The sequence below is a fragment of the Novosphingobium sp. genome (assembly GCF_036803765.1).
Lineage (GTDB): Bacteria > Pseudomonadota > Alphaproteobacteria > Sphingomonadales > Sphingomonadaceae > Novosphingobium.
Window position 1 is genome coordinate 41,697 of the sequence record NZ_DAIRTS010000008.1, and the last position, 20,271, is coordinate 61,967.

Consider the following 20,271-nt stretch of genomic DNA (forward strand, 5'->3'; position numbering starts at 1 on the left):
CCGCCCCGCCCGTCGTTGCCCGTAGCTTTCACAGGAAAGATCCCGATCCCATGACCCGCCTGATCAGCTTCCGCCGCCCGGATGGCACCCCCAGCTTCGGTCGCCTCGACGGTGAAACCGTCCACGACCTCGGCGCGCCCGGAGCACCGGCCTGGCTCAAGGACGTGCTCGACCAGGACCTCGCGGCGCTCCCCGCCACCGGCACCTTCGCCCGTGCCGATGTCCGCCTGCTGCCGGTCGTGCCCAACCCGGGCAAGATCCTCTGCGTCGGCCTCAACTATGCCACCCACGTGGCCGAGACCGGCCGCGAGCAGAAGGAATTCCCGGCGATCTTCACCCGCTGGGCCGATACCCTGATCGCCGACGGCGAGCCGCTGGTGCGCCCGCGCGAGACGACGCGCTTCGACTATGAAGGCGAGCTGGCCGTGGTGATCGGCAAGGGTGGCCGCCGCATCGCCCGCGCCGATGCCGCGCAGCACATCGCCGGGTACTCGGTTTTCAACGACGGCTCGGCCCGCGACTGGCAGCGCCACAACATCCAGTTCACCCCGGGAAAGAACTATCCGGACACCGGCGCGTTCGGTCCGGCGCTGGTGCTGCCCGACGAAGTCGACGACCTCGGCAGCCAGCGCGTCCAGACCCGCCTCAATGGCGAACTGGTGCAGGACCAACCGGTCAGCGACATGATCTGGGATATCGCTTTCGTCATCGAGTATTGCTCGACCTTCACCCCGCTCGAGCCGGGCGACGTGATCGTCACCGGCACGCCGGGCGGGGTCGGCGACAAGCGCACGCCGCCGCTCTACATGAAAGCGGGCGACGTCTGCGAAATCTCGGTCGGTACGATCGGCACGCTCACCAATCCCGTCATCGACGAAATCTGATCCAACGCTTGCACGGCGCGCGCGTCCCCGACGGCGCGCCGGATACCCAAAACCAAACATGAGGGGAGAGACCATGACTATCCATCACCGTGCCGCCTTGCTCGCCGGCCTGTCGCTGACCGTGTTCGCCAGCCCGGCGCTGGCACAGACTGCTGCCAACGCACCCCAGGCCGGAACCGGGCAGGCGGATACTGGCGCGTCCGAAATCATCGTGACCGCCCAGCGCCGCGCCGAGAAGGTCACCGAGGTTCCGATCTCGATCACCGTCGCCGGTGCCGACCAGCTCGAGCGCCAGCAGGTGAACACCGTCAACGATCTCAATCGCATCGCGCCCAGCCTTGAGATCCAGTCGGCGCCCGGGCAGAACACCGGCGGCGGCGGTGCGATCCGCGGGATCGGCACCCAGACCTTCTCGCCCGGGGCGGTGGCCTCGGTGGGTATCGTCGTCGACCAGGTCAGCCAGGGTAACGCCAATATCTCCGACCTGTTCGACGTGGCGCGCATCGAAGTGCTCAAGGGGCCGCAGGGCACCCTGTTCGGCCTGACGACGTCGGCGGGCGTCATCAACATCACCACCAACAAGCCCGAATTCGACAAGGTCTCGGTCCGCATGCGCACCGAACTGTCGGCCGCGGGCTTCGCCGGATCCAAGTCGGGCAACCAGGTGGTCCAGGGCATGGTCAACGTGCCGGTTGCACAGAACGCAGCGCTGCGCGTCTCGGGCTATACCAACCTGCGCCAGGGCCCCGATTACAACCTCACCACCGGCAAGTACGACAAGACCGAGACGATCGGCATGCGCGGTCGCTTCCTGTGGGAGCCGACCGACAAGCTGACGCTCAACCTGATCGGTGATTTCAGCAGCGCGCGCCTGGTCAACGGCGGCAACTTCTTCACTTTCGTGAAGGCCGATGGCCCCGGCATCCTGCCGCTGCCCACGCCGTTCCCGATCCCCGACAACGTGACTGCCAACCTTGCGAAGTGCGGAATCGTGGCGGCGCGCGGAAACCGCAACTATTGCACGGCCGAGCAGTACACCGACCAGATCAAGACCGGCGGTGCATCCCTCCAGCTCGACTACCAGTTCGCACCGTTCACGCTGACCTCGATCACCGCCTATCGCTCGACGCATGAGGACGGCCTGGGCGCCGCCACCAACGTCTTCCGCGCCGACCCGCTCGAGCTGCAGGTGCACAACTCGGCGGTCGATCGCCCGACGGACCTCTTCACACAGGAGTTGCGGATCAGCTCGCCCGCCAGCCAGACGATCGAATATACGCTCGGCGGGTTCTATTCGCGCCAGGTGATGAAGCGCCAGCCCGAAACCGTATCGGTGGCGCTGGCGCCGGCGCCGGGCGTCATCATCCCCGTGTTCTCGAGCACGACCAATGCCTACAAGGTCGTCGATGAATCGATTGCCGCATTCGGCCAGGCAACGATCCACCTCGGGGATAAGCTGCGCGTGATCGCCGGTGGCCGCTATACCGACGATGTCCTATCGCTGGCCTTGCAGAATAACGCTGGCACGGCAATCGGCTCCTATACCCGCCTCCACGTCGGCAAGGTTTCCTGGAAGGGCGGCCTGCAATACGACCTCGATCCCCGCACCATGGCCTATGCGACCGTTGCCCGCGGCTTCAAGGGCGGCCAGATCGCCACGCCATCGGGCGCGGCACCCTACGTCGTCCTGCCCGAAATCCCGACCTCGTATGAGGTGGGCTTCAAGACCACACTCCTTCGCAGCTGGGTGCTCGACGCCAACCTGTTCTATCAGAAGATCGACAATTTCCAGGCACAGCAATGCACGATCGACGCCAACGCGGTAATCTCGTGCGTCCAGCGCAACATCGACGGCGTCAAGTCGCGGGGCGCGGAAATCAACCTGTTCGGCAAGGTTACCAAGGACCTATCGCTCAACACCGGCTTCATTTACGCCAAGGCGACGTATCCCAAGGGCTTCATCGGTACCGACGGCACCAACATCGGCAACACCCAACTGGCCTATGCGCCCAAGTACAAGTTCACCGTGTCGGGCGAATACAGCCATGACCTGGGCGACACGATGAAGGGCTTCCTCGCGGTCGACGCCGTATGGAAGTCGCGCATCCGCTACGAGGCGAACTCGCTGGTGGAATCGACATTCGTGCCGCACTGGACGGTGGGTGGACGCCTTGGCGTGCGCACCGCCGACGAGCGCTTCACCATCGCGGTCTTCGCCCGCAACCTGTTCGACGTGCATGAACCGTCGCTGTTCCAGTCGGGCTTCCCTTACAACGGGGCAGCCAATGTTGGCGCGATCTATGGTCCGCAGTCGTTCCGCTCGGTGGGCCTGTCGCTCGACGGCAAGTTCTGACCCGGCCTGAGGCGGCCGGTCTCTGCCCTGGCGGGTGAGTGACCGGCCGCGTCAACACGCCTTATCCTGCCCTCGGGGAGAGCCAAACATGCCCTTTGCAACAACGCGTGCGTCCATCGCCGCCATGGGCACCACGCTCACCCCCGACATGCTCGGCGCTGTGCGTGGCCTGTTCGACGCATCCCAGCAGGCGCTGGCTCGCCGCATGCCGGTGCGCGCCGCCGATTGCGCCTACGGGCCGCACGAACGCCATCGGCTCGACATTTATGCAGCGCCCGACGCCCTGCACGCACCGGTCCTGGTCTTCGTCCACGGTGGTGGCTTCCTGCGCGGTGACAAGGGCAGCAATGCTGCTGATGGCTGGCCCAATGCCGCGGTCGGCCGCATGGCGGCAGAGGCCGGCATGGTCGGCGTGGTCATCAACTATCGCCTAGCCCCCGATCACACGTGGCCGGCAGGGTCCGAAGACGTGCTGGCCGCACTCGACTGGCTGGCCGCCAATGTGGCGCAGCATGGTGGCGATCCGAACCGGATCGTGCTGATGGGTACGTCGGCCGGTGCCGTTCATGTGGCAGGGGCGATCCGGCTTCGCCCCGACCTTGCCGTTCGCGGCGCGGTCCTGCTGTCGGGCCTCTATGGCCACACGCCCCTCGATCCACGCGACATGGCCTATTACGGGCCACAGGATCGTCAGGCCGAACGCGCGCCGGGCCAGGCCCTCACCGAAACTGCCATCCCGCTTCTGGTGGCGGTTGCCGAGTTCGATCCGCCACGCTTCCAGGCCGAGTTCCTAGGCCTCATGCAGGCCAGGCTCGACCGCCACGGCACGATGCCGCGCGGCCATGTCGCCTCGGGCCACAACCATTATTCGATGGCCATGCATCTTGGCAGCGAAGACCGCCGCCTGGCCGACGAGATTCTCGATTTTGTGCGCGAGACCTGCGCCTAACCCCCTGTTCCACGGAGAGACCGATGATCGACCGTCGCAGCCTGCTCGCCGGCGCCGCCGCGCTGGGCGCGAGCGCCGCCCCTGCCCTCGCCCGCGCTGCAAGGGCAACCGCTTCGCCGGAATTTCCGAAGGGTTTCCTGTGGGGCGCCTCCACCGCGCCGCACCAGATCGAGGGCAACAATACCGCCAGCGATCTGTGGTACCTCGAACATCAGCAACCGACCGTGTTCAAGGAGCCGTCGGGCGATGCCGCCAACAGCTTCCTGTTGTGGGAGCAGGACCTCGATCTGGCGCGCGGCATCGGGCTCAACGCCTATCGCTTTGGCGTGGAATGGGCGCGGATCGAGCCGGCCAAGGGCCAGTTCTCGCAGGCGATGATCGACCATTATGCACGCATCGTCGACGGCTGCCGCGCGCGTGCCCTGACCCCGGTGGTGACGTTCAGCCACTTCTCCGCCCCGCTCTGGTTCAGTGCCCAAGGCGGCTGGAGCAATCCGGAAAGTGCCGACCTTTTTGCCCGCTATGCCGAGAAGGTGGCGCGCGCGATCGGGGACCGTATCCACGCGGCTATCACCTTCAACGAACCCAACATCATGTTGCTGCTGCAAAACGCCAATGTCCCGGCAGAGCTGTGGAAGATCGAGAAACTGACGCTGGAGACGGCGGCCAAGCGGCTGGGTGTGCCGCGCTTCCTCAGCGCCAATGTCGCCGGACTGGACGACCTGCCCGACTTGCAGAAGGGCCTGCTCGCCGCACACAAGGCCGGCCGCGCCGCGATCAAGGCCGCAGCACCGCACCTGCCGGTCGGCCTGTCACTGGCGATGATGGACGACCAGGCGGTCGGCAGAAATTCCCTGCGCGACGCGCGTCGTCAGCAGATGTACGGAGCTTGGCTCGACGTGGCGAAGGGCGACGAATTCCTCGGTGTCCAGAACTACGAGCGCGCACTGTGGGGGCCGCAAGGCCGGCTACCCGCCCCGGCGGACGCGGTACGCAACTGGTCGGGCAGCGAAGTCTACGCCCCCTCGCTGGCGGGCGCGGTGCGTTATGCCCATCAAGCGACGGGCGTTCCGATCCTCGTGTCCGAGCACGGCGTCGGCACCGACGACGACACGGTGCGGGCGGCCCTCATCCCGGCCGCGCTGCGGGATCTGAACCATGCCATCGACGATGGCGTGCCGGTCATGGGCTATTGCCACTGGTCCCTGATCGACAATTTCGAATGGGTCTTCGGCTACAAGCCCAAGTTCGGCCTGGCCAGCTATGACCCCGTCACCTTTGCACGCACGCCCAAGCCCAGCGCGGCGGTGCTTGGCAGCATCGCGCGCGCCAACCGGGTGTGATGTCTGCGGCGCAGGATGGCGCGCGCGTTTGCTCAGGCGCGTGCCATCCGGCGCTTCGACATCCTGGAATTAAAGGCTCTTCGCCATGTTGAGATGGCCCGTGACGATCGGCACCATCTTTGTCGCGAAGGCCTTCAACGACGGCACGTCGCCCGACGCCGAATAGGCCTTCAAGGCATCGAGCGTCGCTTGATGACCGGTCCGCTGCGCGTCGGCATAGGCCTGGTCGAAATCGGCACCCGACTTGGCCGACAAATCATCGAGGGTCTTTTGCTGCGCGGGGGTCACGGCGGCGGCCGGCGTGATTGCGGGCGAGGCAGCGGCGGCAGCCGTCTTGAGCTGTGCCGTCGAATCCGTGTGCGCCTTGATCATCTCTTCGGCGAAACGCTTGACCTTGGCCGACTGCGCCTTGGTCGCCGCGAGCTTGGAGGTTTCGATCTCGAACATGTCGCTGGCCGCCGCCGTGTCGGCGAACATCTGGCCAGGGGTCGCGGTCGCGGTGGCCGACGGCGCGGTCATCGCAGTGTCGGTCGCAGTAGCCGAATCGGAAGGCATGGGCGCGTCGGCCTTCTTGCCGCACCCCGCAAGGCTCAGTGCGGCGATCGAGACGACGACGAGAACGGAATGCTTCATGGGCCTACTCCAAGCGGAACCAGATGGAATGTCTGCCCATTAACGGACGCAGGCCTCGCGGCGTTCCTGACGGGTTCGGTCCCTGCGCAACAAATGCCACGAGGCTAACCCACGGCAAGAAAGCAGGAGCGAGCTATGAGCATCTTCGGAAACATCCTGGGCAAGATCTTCCATCACGACAGCGCCAAGGCCGCTCCGAGCCCTGCGCCTCCCCTGCCCCGGCGGCACCGGCCCCTGCCCCTGCCCAGCCTGCACCGACGGCATCGCCCGCAGCGGAGACCTCCGCTGCACCGGCACAGCAGGTGGACGTGGGTCAGGTGCTCGAGACCATGGCATCGATGAAGGATGGCCACGGCGGCAACTACAAGACCTCGATCGTCGACCTGTTGAAACTGCTCGATCTCGATTCCAGCCTGTCGGCCCGCAAGGAGCTCGCGCAGGAATTGGGCGTCCATGCCGGCGACGACGGGTCAGCCGAGCAGAACATCGCCCTGCACCGGGCGGTAATGGACAAGCTCGCCGAAAACGGCGGTCTCGTGCCGGACAGCCTGCGCCAGTAAGCGATCGGACCCAGATGCTCCAGCGCGCCGATGCGTGTGCTGGAGCATCCGGGCAATGGCTATCCTCACCATTCCGGTAAGGATGGGTTCCCTTCAGCTATCGGTCGAGGCCAGCGCCTCCAGCAGGTCCGTCACGCGCGCCAGCCGGTCTTCGTCGTCCGTCGGCGTCTTCCACACCCACCGGCCGTTCTTTTTGACAAGCGGGATGTCATCGGGCGCCTGCAACGCACCGTCCCGCGGCGTGACGGCGATCGCGGCGGGGCCGGCGTCGATCCGCGCCACGCCGGCCGTCCGGGCAAGCATGCCGACCCGCGCCGCTGCCAGCAGGCGTGCGGCCGGAGCCGGTGGCGCGCCGAACCTGTCGGAAATTTCCTCCTCGAACGACGTCAGCTCACCCTCGTCTCTGATGCGCGCCAGCCGGACGTAAAGACTCAGCCGGATATCCGGCTCGGGTATCCAGGCGGCGGGCAGACCGCCGGTGTCGCCCAGGTTGAGGTCCGGCGCCCACAGGCCCGGGTCCTTGCCCTGGGCCTGGCGCAGCGCGGCTTCGAAAAGATGCTGGTACAGGTCGACGCCGACGAGCTTCATGTGGCCCGCCTGCGTGTCCGCCAGCGGATCCCCGGCACCACGCTGGTCGAGATCGGCGGCGCTGATCTGGAACCCGGCGCCAAGGCCGCCAAAGTTGGCGAGCGTGCGCAGGCGCTTCATTGTGCGCTCGGCGATGTCGTCGCCCTCGGTCAACAGGATGACCTGCCCGCGCCGGTTGCCGCGCCCGACCCGCCCGCGCAACTGGTGTAGCTGCGCGAGCCCGAAGCGGTCGGCGCGCCAGACGATCATGGTATTGGCGCGCGGCACGTCGAGCCCCGCCTCGATGATGTTGGTCGCCAGAAGGACATCGCCCTCGCCATCGGCGAAGCGGACCATGGCGTCATCGATGTCGGCCGCCGGCATCTTGCCGTGCGCGATGATCAGCGCGAGATCGGGAACCACGCGGGCCAGACGCTCGGCAAGCGGCGCAATGTCCTCGATCCGCGGCACGACAACGAAACTCTGCCCGCCGCGTGACCGCTCGCGCAGCAGCGCGGTGCGGATCATGGCATCATCGGGCGTGGCAAGGCTGGTGCGGATCGGCTGTCGCCGCGCCGGCGGGGTCGCGATTACGGAGATCGGCTGCAGCCCGATCATCGCCCGGTGCAGCGTGCGGGGTATCGGCGTCGCGCTCATGGTGAGCAGATGGATATCGGGGCGGCCGCGCAGCTTGGCCTTGTCGGCCGCGCCGAAGCGCTGCTCCTCGTCGATGATGACGAGCCCGGGCCGCGCATAGCGGACATCCTTGGCCATTACCGCGGCGGTGCCGACGACGATGCCGATCGAGCCGTCGGCGAGCCCCGCCTTCGCGGCTTTCTTGTCCGCAGCGCTGGACAGCCGCGAGAGCCCGGCAATCTCGATGCCCATGCCTTCGAAGCGACGCCGGAAGGTCTGGAGATGCTGGCGCACCAGAACGGTGGTGGGGGCGGCCATGATGACCTGGAAGCCGGCCAGCGCCGCGAGTGCCGCTGCGCGCAGGGCGACCTCGGTCTTGCCATAGCCGACGTCGCCGATGATGAGCCGTTCCATGGGGCGGCCCGAGGCCAGATCGTCGCGCACCGCCTGAATCGCGCGGGCCTGGTCCGCGGTCTCGTTGAAGGGAAAGGTCGCGACGAACTGCTCGTAGCGTGCCGGGTCGGGCTCGATCACGGGCGCCTCAAGGCGACCCCGTTCCTCGGCGACGCGCAACAGTTCCCGCGCGCTTTCGGCGACCGCCTCGTCGATCGAGCCACGCCGCTTGTCCCAGCTCGACCCGTCGAGCGTATCGAGCTTGACCGCGTCCCCGTCCCCGCCATAGCGCCACAGCCGACCCGCCTCGTGCGCCGGCACCAGGCGGCGATGACCGCCGGCATATTCGAGCACGATGAACTCGGCGCAAGTGTCGCCGGGCGCCGGCTCGAGACCGATGACCTGGCCGACGCCGTGGTCCTCGTGGACGACGAGATCGCCCGATCGCACGTCGCCGCTGGCCAGTTGCAGCCCGGCGTGTCCCTCGGCGACCGGCCCCACGATTGCGCGGCTGCCCAGAAGATCGGCCGCCGCAACCATGACCAGGTCTGGCGATACCGCACCCCGGTCGATCGGGGCGACGATCGCCGCGACGCTCCCGTTGGGCAGTTCGGACAGATCACCGATCGAGGAGAGCGTCGCAACCTCGGTCTTGAAGATCTTGGCGAGCTTGGGCCTGAGGAACCGGACATCGCGCTCGCTGCCGACCAGCAGGACGCGCCGTCCGGCGTCACGCAGCGGCGCGGCAAAGCGCTGCAACGCACGCAGCGGTGATTTCTGCTCGGCAAAGCGCGGGACCGCCGTAACGTCCTGCTCCGGTGTGACTGGCTCCCAGTCTTTGAGTGCTTTCGACCAGTCGTCTTCGTCGACAGCGTCGATCATTGCCCCGCCACTGCCGGCTGCGAGCTGGGCAAGCCGGATGAAACGCTGGCGACGCTTGTCTGCCTTGGGCGATCGATAGACACGCCCCGGCTTTAGGTGAGCGAGGATGGACACGCTGGTCTCGGCAACCGGCTCGGTAGCCCGGCCGATCTCCAGCGCCTCGCACGGCTCCTCGGTCAGCTGCGTCACGGGGTCGTAGCGGCGGATACCGGTGATCTGGCCGTCGGCGACGTCGATCCGCGCAGGGAGACCCGCGTCGGCCGGGAAGATGTCGATGACATCGCCGCGCACCGCGACCTCCCCCGGCTCGTCGACCCGGTCGTCGGTGACATAGCCCAGCGCTTCCATGTCATCGGAAAAAGCCGCAACGTCGATCGCATCGCCTGTCCGCAAGGTCGGCGGTGCGGCGTCGAAGGCCGATGGCGGCGGATATAGGCGTGCCGCGGCCTCGCCGCTCATTAGCACGGCAAGACGCGGACGAGCATCATCGACGACAAGTCCGCGCAGCGCTCGCAGCGCGGAGACCCGGTGCCCGATATTGGCAGGCGACGCGGGCGCACGGTCGCCCGGCAAGGTATCGCTCGACGGCACGTAGACGACACCGGCATCAGGCACCAGCGCTGCAAGAGCCGCAGCCAGCGCCTCGGCCTCCTGGTCATCGTCCGTGAGACAAAGGATGTCGCCGGCCCGCAAGCCGTCGATCAGCGTCAGGACGTTTTCTCCCAGCCCCGGCAGATCCGTCATCGCGCTGCTCCCCGGAGCGCTTCATCTGTCGCGATTGGGGGGCTGGCATCCGAAAGCGATACGGCCTCGGCCCCAAGGGCAAATTTTTCCAAGCAGCGGCTCCTCGGGCACAGTGAGAAGCAAGGAACGAGAGGCGATGCCGTTGGTGCCTCGATCGGCCGAATTTAGGTCGTCTGACAATGCTTTCGCGGTGCTTCGTGCCAAGTGGCCAGAGGATAAGATGCAAGAGAATGCTCTTACGATATCGGCTTTTTCCGCCGTTCGCCGCACTGCGAAGGTGAATGCATATCGACCGCCGAGGAGGCGGGGCATGAGGGCCAGCGCCATGCGCAGGCACAGGCGCGGCTTGCCCCCGCCCCCCGCGCTCTGGCATGGGAGTTGGTATGTCGATCGAACCACCCGCACTCGATTTCACGCCGCTCGATCGGGCCGTGACCCGACTTCGCGAGGGGCTGCTGCGCTATCATATCGACGAGAGCGACAGTCAGATCCGCGACGGCCTGATGCAACGCTTCGAGTTCACCTATGATCTGGCCCACAAGATGATCCGGCGCACGATCGAAGCAGGCTCTGCCAATCCCGAGGAGGTCGACCGGATGACCTTTCCGACACTCATCCGCACGGCGGTCGAGCAGGGGCTTACAGGCGCGGATTGGCCGCGTTGGCGTACCTGGCGCGAGATGCGCAACATCACCTCACATACTTACGATGAAACCAAAGCGCTCCAGGTGGCCGCCGAGATCCCTTCGTTTCTGAGCGAAGCCGAGGGGCTGGTAGCACGGCTCGAGGCAGCAGGCGGAGCGCACCGGTGAGCCTGGCGCTGACGCCTGCTGAACGCGCGGCGGTGACGGCAATATTGGCCCGGCACCTGCCGTCGGGCGTTCGGGTCGATGTTTTCGGTAGCCGTGCAACAGGCACGGCGAAGCCGTGGTCCGACTTGGACCTCGTGCTATGCGCGGATGGCCCCTTGTCGCTGGACTTGATGGCGTGCCTCGCTGAAGCGTTTGACGAAAGCGCGCTGCCCTGGAAGGTCGATCTCGTCGATCGCGCCACGGTCGACCAACGCTTCGGTGCGATCATCGACGCCGGCAAAGTGCCGCTGTGGCCGTGATTCATCGAAAGCCAAGGCCCAGTCGCGCCGGTTCCTTGGTCACAATCCACCGTTCGAGCAGAGAGCCAGCGTACCCGCCCGCGCCCCTGCTGCCTCGGCCCGTCACAGGTACTTCAACCAGGCGATGTCCCGGCGCGATGCCTTGAAGCGGGAGAACCATGCCGTCGGAAGATAGAGCGGAATGATCAGGCACAGATACCAGAGAAGCACCCAGCCGTAGCTGGCCACGCCGAAGGTCGCACCTTGCGTCGCGCCCCAGATCGCGAAAGCGGAATGGTACAACACGCGCAGCACGGTGAGGTGAAAGAGGTAGAAGAACATCGGGGCGCCACCGAAGACCGCCAGGGCCGCGATGAGCTTGCCATCGCCCAACTGCTCGAACACGGCGAGCAGCAAGGCTCCGCACCCCAGCGTCAGCAGCAGGAACAGGAGCGATGGCGGATATTTGGTGAGCGCGAAGAAGCTCATCGCTGTTCGCATGGGACTGTCCGCGACGATGAACCATGCGGCGTCGCCATAGCCGTTGCCCAAGCGGATCAGGAGGAACGCGGCGAGCATCGCGACACCGATCCCGACCAGGCGCCGCGCCCGCGTGCGAACGGCAACGCCCGGCAGGAACCATGGACCAATTCCGTAACCGATCGCGATCACGCCGATCCATGGCAGCACCGGATAAGTCGTCTTGGCGACCAGGCCGAATGGTAGTGCGATGACGTCGCGCTGATGCAGCATGGCCCAGAGCGGAAACAGCGGCTGGTCAGGGTGGAGATGGATGGCGTCGAGGAGATTGTGCCCACACACGATCAGTAGTCCAAGGCTGAGCAGGGCCCACCGGGGTAGCCCGATCAGCGCCGCGAGCACGATCATGCAGATGCCGATGCACCAGATCACCTGCAGCCAGAACGTGGGGTTGGCGATGCCCCAGTAAAGCTCCGACAGGAAGCAGACCTCCAGCGCCATCAGCACGAGGCCTCGCTTCAGCAGAAAGGTCCGCGTTTGAGCCAGCGTGTGCCGCGTGCCGTACAGGAAGGCCGACACGCCCGTCAGCACCACGAAGACCGGCGCGCACAGGCTCACCGCGAGACGGGCCAGATACAGTGCCGGCAGCGCCGTCCTTGCATCGATCGGATCGGGCATGGCCACGTGCAGGAACCAGGTTTCGCGCAGGTGATCGAGCAGCATCAGCACCATGACGAAGCCGCGGAGCGCGTCGATACTCTGCATCCGCGAGCGGGTTGCAGACTGAGGGGGCTGGCCTGCTCGTGCCGGCGCCGATGCTGTCAGAGTACTCATTGCATATTCCCGATGGCGCAAGGCAGGCTTCGTCGGTCCGGCTGCAGCGCGTCATCTGCCCTGCGACGACCGTTCCGTTCGACCTGCCGCGTCGCGAAAAGCGACCATGTTTTCGATCCATCCCCTGTTGACGATCCCGACGCCACGGCGCAAGAGGAAATGATACAACATAACATTTGCTGCCAAAGGACCACTGTGCCGATCTTGCAATTGCGCCGCCGCGTGGCGCGTACCGCCCGCGCCGCTCGACCGTTCTTTCTCGCCGGTGGGCTAGCCGCCGGCTGCATCGACGCCGCGCCCGCCAGCGCCCAGGTCGTGGACGACGACGAGCGCGAAGACATCGTGGTTCTCGGAACACGAAGGGTGCGCGACGCCAGCCTGTCGTCCGATCGCGCGACGCAGCGCATGTCGCAATCGAGCCGGTCATTGGAACAGGACCTGCTCGATGCGGCGGGCACCTACCGCCTGAGCGATGCGCTCGAACTGGTGAGCGGAAGCAGCCAGCAGAACAACCGCGGCGGCTTTGCCGACAATTTCGCGATCCGCGGCTTCCTCAGCACCGCCGATGGCGGCGGCGAGTATTATGTCGATGGCTTCATCGCCAACCGCGGGAGTGCGCCGGCGCGCGATCCCGCGACGATCGAACGCATCGAGATCCTCAAAGGCCCTGCCGGCGCGGTCTTCGGGGACATCGACCCGGCCGGGCGGGTCAACATGGTGACGAAGACCCCGCGATTCACTGCAGACGGGTCCGCACAACTGACATTCGGGTCGTTCGGCACGCGCCGGGTGGAGGCCGACGCCACCGGCCCGTTGACATCGAACCTGGCGGCGCGGCTCGTCGTCGCGCTGGAGGACAGCGACGGCTTTCGCGATCACGTCAGCTTGAAGCGTCGCACGATTGCGCCCTCGCTCACCTTTCGCCCGTCCAGCGGGTTGCAAATCACCTATGTCGGCCAAGTCATCCACTATGACGCGCCGTTCGACCGCGGGGTGATCGCGATCGGCGGCGATCCGCTGGCGCTGCCGGCGGGGCGCTACTTCGGAGAACCCGGCAATGGCGATACCCGCGCGCGCGACACGCGGCACCAGCTGACGGGCGAGGCGCAACTGGGCGGCAGGTGGTCGCTGGTCGGCGGCGTGGCCTATCGCACCGGCTCGCTGCGGGGCTTCTCGGCCGATCAGTCACGCCTGGTCGGCACACGCAGCCTGTGGCGCCAGCGGCGCGAGCGCGGGTATGAAGTGGAGGATCTCTCCGGCCGCCTGGAGTTGCGCGGCCATGCGGATGCGCTGGGCATCCACCAGCTCGGCTTCGGCATCAAGGGTTACACGCTCGACTATCTCGAACGGTTGCGACGTCGCAATCCATCCGATCCGGCCTTGGGCGGCAATCCTTATGCCATCGACATCTACGATCCGGTCTATGGCGTGTCGCAAGCAGCGCCGCTGCTGCCCAGTATCGACCAGCGCGAGAAGCGGAAGGGGCTGACGCTCTATGCGCAGGATCTCTGGCAAGTCACCGATGCGCTTTCGCTGGTCGGTGGCCTGCGATGGGATAGCTACAGCCAGACGCTGCGCAAGAACCTGACCGGGGCCGTCTCGCGTACCTTGGGCAAGCCCCTCACCTTCCGCCTTGGCGCCAAGTACCAGATCGACCCGGCCATTTCCGTGCATGGCAACTGGGGCGAGTCCTACCTGCTCAACTCGGGCAGCGGCAGCGACGAAGCCGGGTTCGCGCCCGAAAAGGGCCGCGGCTACGAGATCGGCGTCAGCGGCCGCTGGGGCGGGCTGGACATCGGTGCGACGTGGTTCGACATTCGCAAGTCCAATGTCCTCACCACCGATCCCCGCGACGCCAACTTCCTCGCGCCGGTAGGATCGCTGCAAAGCGCCGGCATCGAATTCGACGCGGCATGGAAATTGGGCCGGCGCTGGCAGGCGGTGGTCAATTATGCGTGGACCAGGGCGCGCTACGATGACGCGAACTTCGCCACCCCGCTCGCGCTCAATGTTCCCGATCATGCAGGATCGCTGTTTCTCGTGCGTCGCATCGAGACGATGCGCGGCGACTGGCTGCTGAGCGGCGGCGCGTCCTATGTCGGCAGGCGCTCCGGCGCGACCGACACAAGCGGATTGATCCTGCCCGAATACATCAAGCTCAAGGCGGCGGTGGAGATTCCACTCGGCCCCACGATGCGTGCGCGACTGGAAGCGGACAATCTGCTGAATGCGCGCTACGCCCTCAGTTCCTACAACAGCTACTGGATCTACCCCGGCGCCCCGCGAACGCTTCGTGCGTCGCTGAGCGCGAGTTTCTGAGGCGCGATCGTTGCCGGCCAGTTTGACGGGTCAGTAGCGCAGTGCAGGCGGATGGTCCCACAGGCCACCGCCTGTACCGAACGACCGTGTGTTGGAGCGCCTGCCGAGGCTGTTCGCCTTAGCGCCAACGCGTTAAAATTGTGCGGAATGTCTTAAGGAACAAAAGAAAGCTGATGCTCGGTTCACCAGCAATACCGCTTGCAGGCAACGCAGTGGCGAACCTGCACAAAAGGTTCGCCAAATCCAACCCCGAGGAGGCCTCTAAGTGATTGATTTTATTGCATATTTGCTAAGGCTGGTGGTGGACAGGGCTAGATTCGAACTAGCGTACGCTTGCGCGGGCAGATTTACAGTCTGCTGCCTTTAACCACTCGGCCACCTGTCCACACCAGATTTGCCGGTGTGCGAAGCCCCCTCTTTCGAAGGTTTTCCGCCGTTTGGGCCGCTTTAAGCGGTCCGTCCGGCCGAGTGAGGCGCTCCTTTGGCGAACCATCGCTTGCCTGTCAATGGGGGTGCTGGCACAGGGCCACGCAGTTTCCGATTTTTATACACAGGTGTTTGCATGCCCCGCCAGAATGACAAGGACAACAACCGCGCCGATGGGGCCAGGAAGGGCCGCGCGCTGCGCGGGCGCGAGGGGCGCAATAATGGCGGGCGCGGGTCGGGCCGGGGCAGCACCGGTACGGTGCGGCTGTGGGGCCGCCATGCGGTCGAGGCCGCGCTGACCAATCCCAACCGCACCGCAAAGAAGTTGTGGGGCACGCGCGAGGCCATCCAGGAGATGCTCGACGACCACGAGGCCGAGCTGCCGCGCGACCTGCCGGTGGAATATGCCCAGGCGGTCGACCTGGCACGCTTGGTGGCGCGTGATGCGCCGCACCAAGGCCTCGTCGTCGAATGCCTGCCGCTCGAGGACGTGGCGCTCGACGACATTCTGGACGAAGCGGACGGGCGGACGCTGGTGCTGCTCGACCAGGTGACCGACCCGCACAACGTCGGCGCGATTCTGCGCAGCTGCGCCGCCTTCGACGTGGCCGCGCTGATCACCCAGGACCGCCACGCCCCGCCCGAATCCGGCACGCTTGCCAAGTCCGCCTCGGGTGCGCTCGAAGTCGTGCCGTGGGTCCGCGTGGTCAACCTTGCCCGCGCGCTCGAATCGATTTCGGAAGCGGGCTACTGGCGCATCGGGCTCGACGGCGAGGGCAAGGCGGAATTCCCGCACGCCCTGCCGACCGGGCCTGTCGCGCTCGTGCTCGGCGCCGAGGGCGAAGGCATGCGCCACAACGTGATGCAGCATTGCGATGCCATCGCCCGGCTGCCGATCAGCGGCGCGATCGAGAGCCTCAACGTCTCCAACGCTGCCGCCATCGCGCTCTATGCCGCCGCGGTGCGCGACACGGCCGAGGACTGATGGACGAAGGGCCGCGTCACCTGTGACGGTGACGCGGCCCTTACCAGCGGCTTGGCGCCGGTCGCGCGTATCAGTTGACGGCGTCCTTCAGGCCCTTGCCCGGCTTGAACTTGGGCTGCGACGAGGCCTTGATTTCCATCGGCTCGCCCGTCCGCGGGTTGCGACCGGTCGACGCCTTGCGCGTGGCCACCGAAAAGGTGCCGAAGCCGACGAGACGAACTTCGTCGCCCTTGGTCAGCGCCGCACTGATGGAATCGAAAACGGCTTCGACAGCCTTGACCGCATCGCTCTTCGACAGGCCGCTCACATCCGCCACGGCACCGATCAGATCGTTCTTGTTCATATGCGGAACCCCCTAGGTCTCTTAGGAAATGTACGCTTGTAACGGTAACTTTCGTTGGCCGGGAAAAGAGCGGAGAAAGGCATACCTGTCAAAGGCTATTGCACCGAAACGGTAGCAATCCGGACGTGTTGATGCAGGTTTTTCGCGGAGTCGTGCATCGCGTGCAACATCGTTGCGCGCAGGTACCGTCGAACTACGGTGAACCCAAGAAGCGAGATCCGCCGGCCATAGGCAAAGGGCGCACAACGGCACGAGACGCGCGCGAATCCGCGTGAGCGTGGGAAGGAGTCGAACGCGGGAATCCTCCCCGCCCAGCGGCGGGGAGGATATCCGTCAATGCGCGGTCGCGCCGCCTGCAGGCGCGGGCACGACCGTGACCGGCTGGGTCGCCAGGTCGTCGGCTTCGGTCCACTCGATCGCCTCGACCGGTGCCGCCAGGGCACGGGCAAGGACCTCGTCGACGTGGCTGACCGGCACGATCTCCAGACCCTCCCGGATATTGGCCGGAATCTCGGCCAGGTCCTTGCGGTTCTCCTCGGGGATCAGCACGGTCTTGATGCCGCCGCGCAGTGCGGCGAGCAGCTTTTCCTTGAGCCCACCGATCGCCAGCACACGGCCGCGCAACGTAACCTCGCCGGTCATCGCCACGTCGGCGCGCACCGGCACGCCGGTCAGCGTCGAGACCATCGCGGTCACCATGCCGATGCCCGCACTCGGCCCGTCCTTGGGCACCGCGCCCTCGGGCAGGTGGATGTGCAGGTCCTTGCGCTGGAAGATCGAGGGCTTGATGCCGTAGGCCGGGCTGCGCGCCTTGACGAAGCTGAACGCCATCTGGACGCTCTCGCTCATCACCTCACCCAGCTTGCCGGTCGTGCGCACCGCGCCCTTGCCGGGCACCGTGACGCTCTCGATCGTCAGCAGTTCGCCGCCGACTTCGGTCCAGGCCAGGCCCGTGACCGCGCCGACCTGGTTCTCGTCGTCGGACTCGCCGTGGCGGAACTTGCGCACACCCGCGAAGTCGGCAAGGTTTTCGGGCGTGATCGTCACGCTCTTGTCCTTGCCTTCAAGGATGTTGCGCAGCGACTTGCGCGCCAGCCGGGCGATCTCGCGCTCCAGCGTACGCACGCCCGCCTCGCGGGTGTAGTAGCGAATGAGATCGCGCAGGGCCGCCTGGGTCAGCGTGAACTCGCCCTTGCGCAGGCCGTGGGCCTCCACCTGCTTTTCGACGAGGTGCCGCTCGGCGATCTCGACCTTCTCGTCCTCGGTGTACCCCTCGAGGCGGATGATCTCCATGCGGTCGAGCAACGGCTGCGGCAGGTTGAGGCTGTTGGCCGTGCACACGAACATGACGTCCGACAGGTCGACGTCGAGCTCCAGGTAGTGGTCCTGGAACTTGGCGTTCTGCTCGGGGTCGAGCACCTCGAGCAGCGCCGAGGCCGGATCGCCGCGGAAATCCTGACCGAGCTTGTCGATCTCGTCGAGCAGGAACAGCGGGTTGGCCGTGCCGGCCTTGCGCAGGTTGGTCACGATCTTGCCTGGCAGCGAGCCGATGTAGGTGCGGCGATGCCCGCGGATCTCGGCCTCGTCGCGCACGCCGCCCAGCGACTGGCGGATGAACTGGCGCCCGGTCGCCTTGGCGATCGACTTGCCCAGCGAGGTCTTGCCCACGCCCGGCGGGCCGACGAGGCACAGGATCGGCCCCTTCAGCTTGTTGGTGCGCGCCTGCACCGCGAGATACTCGACGATGCGGTCCTTGACCTTGTCGAGCGCATAATGATCGGCATCGAGGATCGCCTGCGCGCCCGGGATGTCCTTCTTGAGCTTGGAGCGCTTGCCCCACGGCAGGCCGAGCAGCACGTCGAGGTAATTGCGGATGACCGTCGCCTCGGCGCTCATCGGCTGCATGGTCTTGAGCTTCTTGAGCTCGGCATTGGCCTTGGCGCGCGCTTCCTTCGACAGCTTGAGCTTGTCGATCTTGTCCTGCAGCTCCTGCAGTTCGTTGGCCTCGCCCTCCTCACCATTGCCGAGTTCGGACTGGATCGCCTTGAGCTGCTCGTTGAGGTAATACTCGCGCTGCGTCTTTTCCATCTGGCGCTTGACGCGCCCGCGGATCTTGCGCTCGACCTGCAACACGCCGAGTTCGCCCTCCATGAAGGAGAGCACCATCTCGAGGCGCTTGAGCGCATCGCTCTCCGACAGCACGGCCTGCTTGTCGGCCACCTTGGCGGCAAGGTTCGCGGCGACGGCATCGGCGAGCTTGCCGGCGTCCTCGATGTCGCCCAGCTGGCCGCCGGCATCCTGCGGCAGCTTCTTCGACAGCTTGGCATATTCGCCGAACTGGTCGACCACCGAGCGCATCATCGCCGAGACCTCGGTCCCGGTCACCTCGACGGGCTCGATCTGCTCGACCTCGGCCATGAGCATTTCGCCATTGCCGTTCGTCTCGGCGGTCAGCGTCTTGAGCTCGGCGCGGTGATGGCCTTCGACCAGCACGCGAACGGTGCCGTCGGGCAGCTTGAGCAGCTGGAGCACGCTGGCGATGACGCCGGTCTCGTAAAGATCGTCGCGATCGGGATCGTCGCAGCCGGGGTCGAGCTGCGCGAGAAGGAAGATGTCCTTCGATCCGGCCATCGCCGTTTCCAGCGCGGCGACCGATTTCTCACGCCCGACGAAGAGCGGCACGACCATGCCCGGGAACACGACGATGTCGCGCAGGGGCAGAAGGGGAAAGCTAGTCATAATCACAAATATCCGTCCCGCCTGCCGCGCAAGGACACCGCGCCGCAGGGCTTGTCGCGAATATGGGTTCTAGGCCGCCGCGCCGCAATGCCCCGTAGGCAAGACGATTGGGGATTGCCCCTATAACTCCATATTCGTGCAGGCTTGCGATTGAGAGCCGCTGGCGAGGATCATACTATTCGATCGCTCTAGAAATCCGGATGGGATGAAGATATGCGACGCATGGTCCTATTGCTTTCGCTCGTGTCACTGCTGTGCGGCTGCACGCCAATGCGCGCCAAGTTGGGCACATTGAAAAACCCCTACCCCGTCATGGTCCAGCCGATCCGTGTCGCTGACAAGGTCAATCCGGGAAGGCAGCCGGAAAACCCGTTCGTCGCCGCCAACTACATGATATTGATGACGGCCGTGAAAACCGACACGCCGACGGGCCTGCCCGCCCTGCGGACAGGCAAGGTCGATACCGCGACGATGCGACAGTACCTCGACGCCGGGTTCGCGTTGTCGGACATCTATTGCGCCCACTATTTCCGCGACGCCGAGGAATCACGCCGCCGCCGCCAGTTCGGTCGGTCGATCACCAACGATACCGGAACGGCGATCTCGACCATCCTCAGCCTCGCCAATGCCGGGCAGAACATCGTCGGCGGCACGGCCGCCTTTTTCGGCCTCGCCGACAAGACATGGCGCAGTTACGACGATGCCTTCGTCGTCGCCCCCGATCTCTCACAAGTGCGCGAGCTGGTCGTCAACGCGCAGGACGTGTTCCGCAAGCGCACCATGGAAGATGCCGGAGGGCAGGACGCCTTCCCGACCAATTACGCAAAGGCGCAATCGGTGATCCAGCGCTATGCCGAAATCTGCTCGACGCTGGGGATGCGGGCGCTGCTCAACAGCGCAACCGCAGACAAAACGCTGGATCTTCAGTCAAAGATCAAGGCCCCCGCCGCGCCGGTCACCGCAGGCCAGAGCAATGGCGCAGGCAAAGACACGCCAGCCAGCGGCACGACAGGGAAGTCCATCGGCGACGATCCAGCGAAGGGCCCTGCGGGAACTTCCGAACACCCCAATGCCCCGCAGGGCATCCCCCTGCCCATCCCCGGCTGAGCGT

The 20,271-nt window shown here is 65.9% G+C and carries 14 protein-coding genes, 1 tRNA gene and 1 pseudogene; 10 read left to right on the forward strand and 6 right to left on the reverse strand.

The window, feature by feature from the left end; genetic code table 11:
* Positions 1–50: 50 nt before the first annotated feature.
* From V7Q48_RS07185 to V7Q48_RS07200, 4 genes are all read left to right on the forward strand, one after another.
* Positions 51–884 carry a fumarylacetoacetate hydrolase family protein gene (locus V7Q48_RS07185; RefSeq protein ID WP_333837183.1) on the forward strand — a complete coding sequence of 278 codons (834 nt, stop codon included), beginning with the start codon at positions 51–53 and terminating at the stop codon, positions 882–884.
* 73 nt (positions 885–957) lie between these two features.
* Positions 958–3,237: a TonB-dependent receptor gene (locus tag V7Q48_RS07190; RefSeq protein ID WP_333837184.1), complete on the forward strand. Its 2,280-nt coding sequence runs from the start codon at positions 958–960 to the stop codon at positions 3,235–3,237.
* An 88-nt stretch (positions 3,238–3,325) separates the two neighbouring features.
* Entirely contained in the window at positions 3,326–4,186 is an 861-nt protein-coding gene (locus tag V7Q48_RS07195; RefSeq protein WP_333837185.1) for an alpha/beta hydrolase, read from the forward strand.
* A 23-nt stretch (positions 4,187–4,209) separates the two neighbouring features.
* Entirely contained in the window at positions 4,210–5,529 is a 1,320-nt protein-coding gene (locus V7Q48_RS07200; RefSeq protein WP_333837186.1) for a family 1 glycosylhydrolase, read from the forward strand.
* A 69-nt stretch (positions 5,530–5,598) separates the two neighbouring features.
* Here V7Q48_RS07200 and V7Q48_RS07205 read toward each other — a convergent pair whose 3' ends face one another.
* On the reverse strand, positions 5,599–6,162 hold the full coding sequence (locus V7Q48_RS07205; RefSeq protein ID WP_333837187.1) for a DUF4142 domain-containing protein: 564 nt from the start codon (positions 6,160–6,162) through the stop codon (positions 5,599–5,601).
* Between the two features lie 135 nt (positions 6,163–6,297).
* Between V7Q48_RS07205 and V7Q48_RS07210 the strand changes: the two are divergent.
* Positions 6,298–6,722: pseudogene (locus tag V7Q48_RS07210) on the forward strand (DUF3597 domain-containing protein).
* A gap of 93 nt (positions 6,723–6,815) precedes the next feature.
* Here V7Q48_RS07210 and V7Q48_RS07215 read toward each other — a convergent pair.
* A complete protein-coding gene (locus V7Q48_RS07215; RefSeq protein WP_333837189.1) occupies positions 6,816–9,944 on the reverse strand; it encodes a DEAD/DEAH box helicase in 3,129 nt (1,042 codons plus the stop codon).
* A 383-nt stretch (positions 9,945–10,327) separates the two neighbouring features.
* Between V7Q48_RS07215 and V7Q48_RS07220 the strand changes: the two genes are divergently transcribed.
* Both V7Q48_RS07220 and V7Q48_RS07225 read left to right on the forward strand, forming a co-directional pair.
* Positions 10,328–10,756, forward strand: coding sequence for an HI0074 family nucleotidyltransferase substrate-binding subunit (locus V7Q48_RS07220; RefSeq protein WP_333837191.1), 429 nt, complete (start codon positions 10,328–10,330; stop codon positions 10,754–10,756).
* Positions 10,753–11,055 (forward strand): nucleotidyltransferase family protein, encoded by a 303-nt coding sequence (locus V7Q48_RS07225; RefSeq protein WP_333837192.1) that lies wholly within the window; start codon positions 10,753–10,755, stop codon positions 11,053–11,055. The genes V7Q48_RS07220 and V7Q48_RS07225 overlap by 4 nt, the downstream gene beginning before the upstream one ends.
* 102 nt (positions 11,056–11,157) lie before the next feature.
* On the opposite strand, the gene V7Q48_RS07230 is transcribed toward V7Q48_RS07225, so the two are convergent.
* The gene (locus V7Q48_RS07230; protein ID WP_333837361.1) at positions 11,158–12,279 is read right to left on the reverse strand and encodes a DUF1624 domain-containing protein; all 1,122 of its coding nucleotides are present in this window, start codon (positions 12,277–12,279) and stop codon (positions 11,158–11,160) included.
* 291 nt (positions 12,280–12,570) lie between these two features.
* On the opposite strand from V7Q48_RS07230, the gene V7Q48_RS07235 reads away from it, so the two are divergent.
* Entirely contained in the window at positions 12,571–14,667 is a 2,097-nt protein-coding gene (locus V7Q48_RS07235; protein WP_333837194.1) for a TonB-dependent receptor, read from the forward strand.
* A gap of 299 nt (positions 14,668–14,966) precedes the next feature.
* On the opposite strand, the gene V7Q48_RS07240 is transcribed toward V7Q48_RS07235, so the two are convergent.
* Positions 14,967–15,052, reverse strand: a tRNA-Tyr gene (locus V7Q48_RS07240).
* 177 nt (positions 15,053–15,229) lie between these two features.
* Between V7Q48_RS07240 and rlmB the strand changes: the two genes are divergently transcribed.
* Entirely contained in the window at positions 15,230–16,078 is an 849-nt protein-coding gene (gene rlmB / locus V7Q48_RS07245; protein WP_333837196.1) for a 23S rRNA (guanosine(2251)-2'-O)-methyltransferase RlmB, read from the forward strand.
* A 70-nt stretch (positions 16,079–16,148) separates the two neighbouring features.
* On the opposite strand, the gene V7Q48_RS07250 is transcribed toward rlmB, so the two are convergent.
* Positions 16,149–16,421, reverse strand: a complete 273-nt coding sequence (locus tag V7Q48_RS07250; protein WP_333837197.1) for an HU family DNA-binding protein — start codon at positions 16,419–16,421, stop codon at positions 16,149–16,151.
* A gap of 333 nt (positions 16,422–16,754) precedes the next feature.
* Positions 16,755–19,160, reverse strand: coding sequence for an endopeptidase La (gene lon / locus V7Q48_RS07255; RefSeq protein WP_333837198.1), 2,406 nt, complete (start codon positions 19,158–19,160; stop codon positions 16,755–16,757).
* A gap of 270 nt (positions 19,161–19,430) precedes the next feature.
* On the opposite strand from lon, the gene V7Q48_RS07260 reads away from it, so the two are divergent.
* Positions 19,431–20,267 carry a hypothetical protein gene (locus V7Q48_RS07260; protein WP_333837199.1) on the forward strand — a complete coding sequence of 279 codons (837 nt, stop codon included), beginning with the start codon at positions 19,431–19,433 and terminating at the stop codon, positions 20,265–20,267.
* The last annotated feature ends 4 nt before the right edge of the window (positions 20,268–20,271 follow it).

Coding starts and splice junctions, on each gene's coding strand:
- V7Q48_RS07190 (WP_333837184.1), top strand. CDS start 958: ATGACTATCCATCACCGTGCCGCCTTGCTCGCCGGCCTGTCGCTGACC.
- V7Q48_RS07230 (WP_333837361.1), bottom strand. CDS start 12,279: ATGCAGAGTATCGACGCGCTCCGCGGCTTCGTCATGGTGCTGATGCTG.
- V7Q48_RS07195 (WP_333837185.1), top strand. CDS start 3,326: ATGCCCTTTGCAACAACGCGTGCGTCCATCGCCGCCATGGGCACCACG.
- V7Q48_RS07185 (WP_333837183.1), top strand. CDS start 51: ATGACCCGCCTGATCAGCTTCCGCCGCCCGGATGGCACCCCCAGCTTC.
- rlmB (WP_333837196.1), top strand. CDS start 15,230: ATGCCCCGCCAGAATGACAAGGACAACAACCGCGCCGATGGGGCCAGG.
- lon (WP_333837198.1), bottom strand. CDS start 19,160: ATGACTAGCTTTCCCCTTCTGCCCCTGCGCGACATCGTCGTGTTCCCG.
- V7Q48_RS07260 (WP_333837199.1), top strand. CDS start 19,431: ATGCGCGCCAAGTTGGGCACATTGAAAAACCCCTACCCCGTCATGGTC.
- V7Q48_RS07200 (WP_333837186.1), top strand. CDS start 4,210: ATGATCGACCGTCGCAGCCTGCTCGCCGGCGCCGCCGCGCTGGGCGCG.
- V7Q48_RS07205 (WP_333837187.1), bottom strand. CDS start 6,162: ATGAAGCATTCCGTTCTCGTCGTCGTCTCGATCGCCGCACTGAGCCTT.
- V7Q48_RS07250 (WP_333837197.1), bottom strand. CDS start 16,421: ATGAACAAGAACGATCTGATCGGTGCCGTGGCGGATGTGAGCGGCCTG.
- V7Q48_RS07215 (WP_333837189.1), bottom strand. CDS start 9,944: ATGACGGATCTGCCGGGGCTGGGAGAAAACGTCCTGACGCTGATCGAC.
- V7Q48_RS07220 (WP_333837191.1), top strand. CDS start 10,328: ATGTCGATCGAACCACCCGCACTCGATTTCACGCCGCTCGATCGGGCC.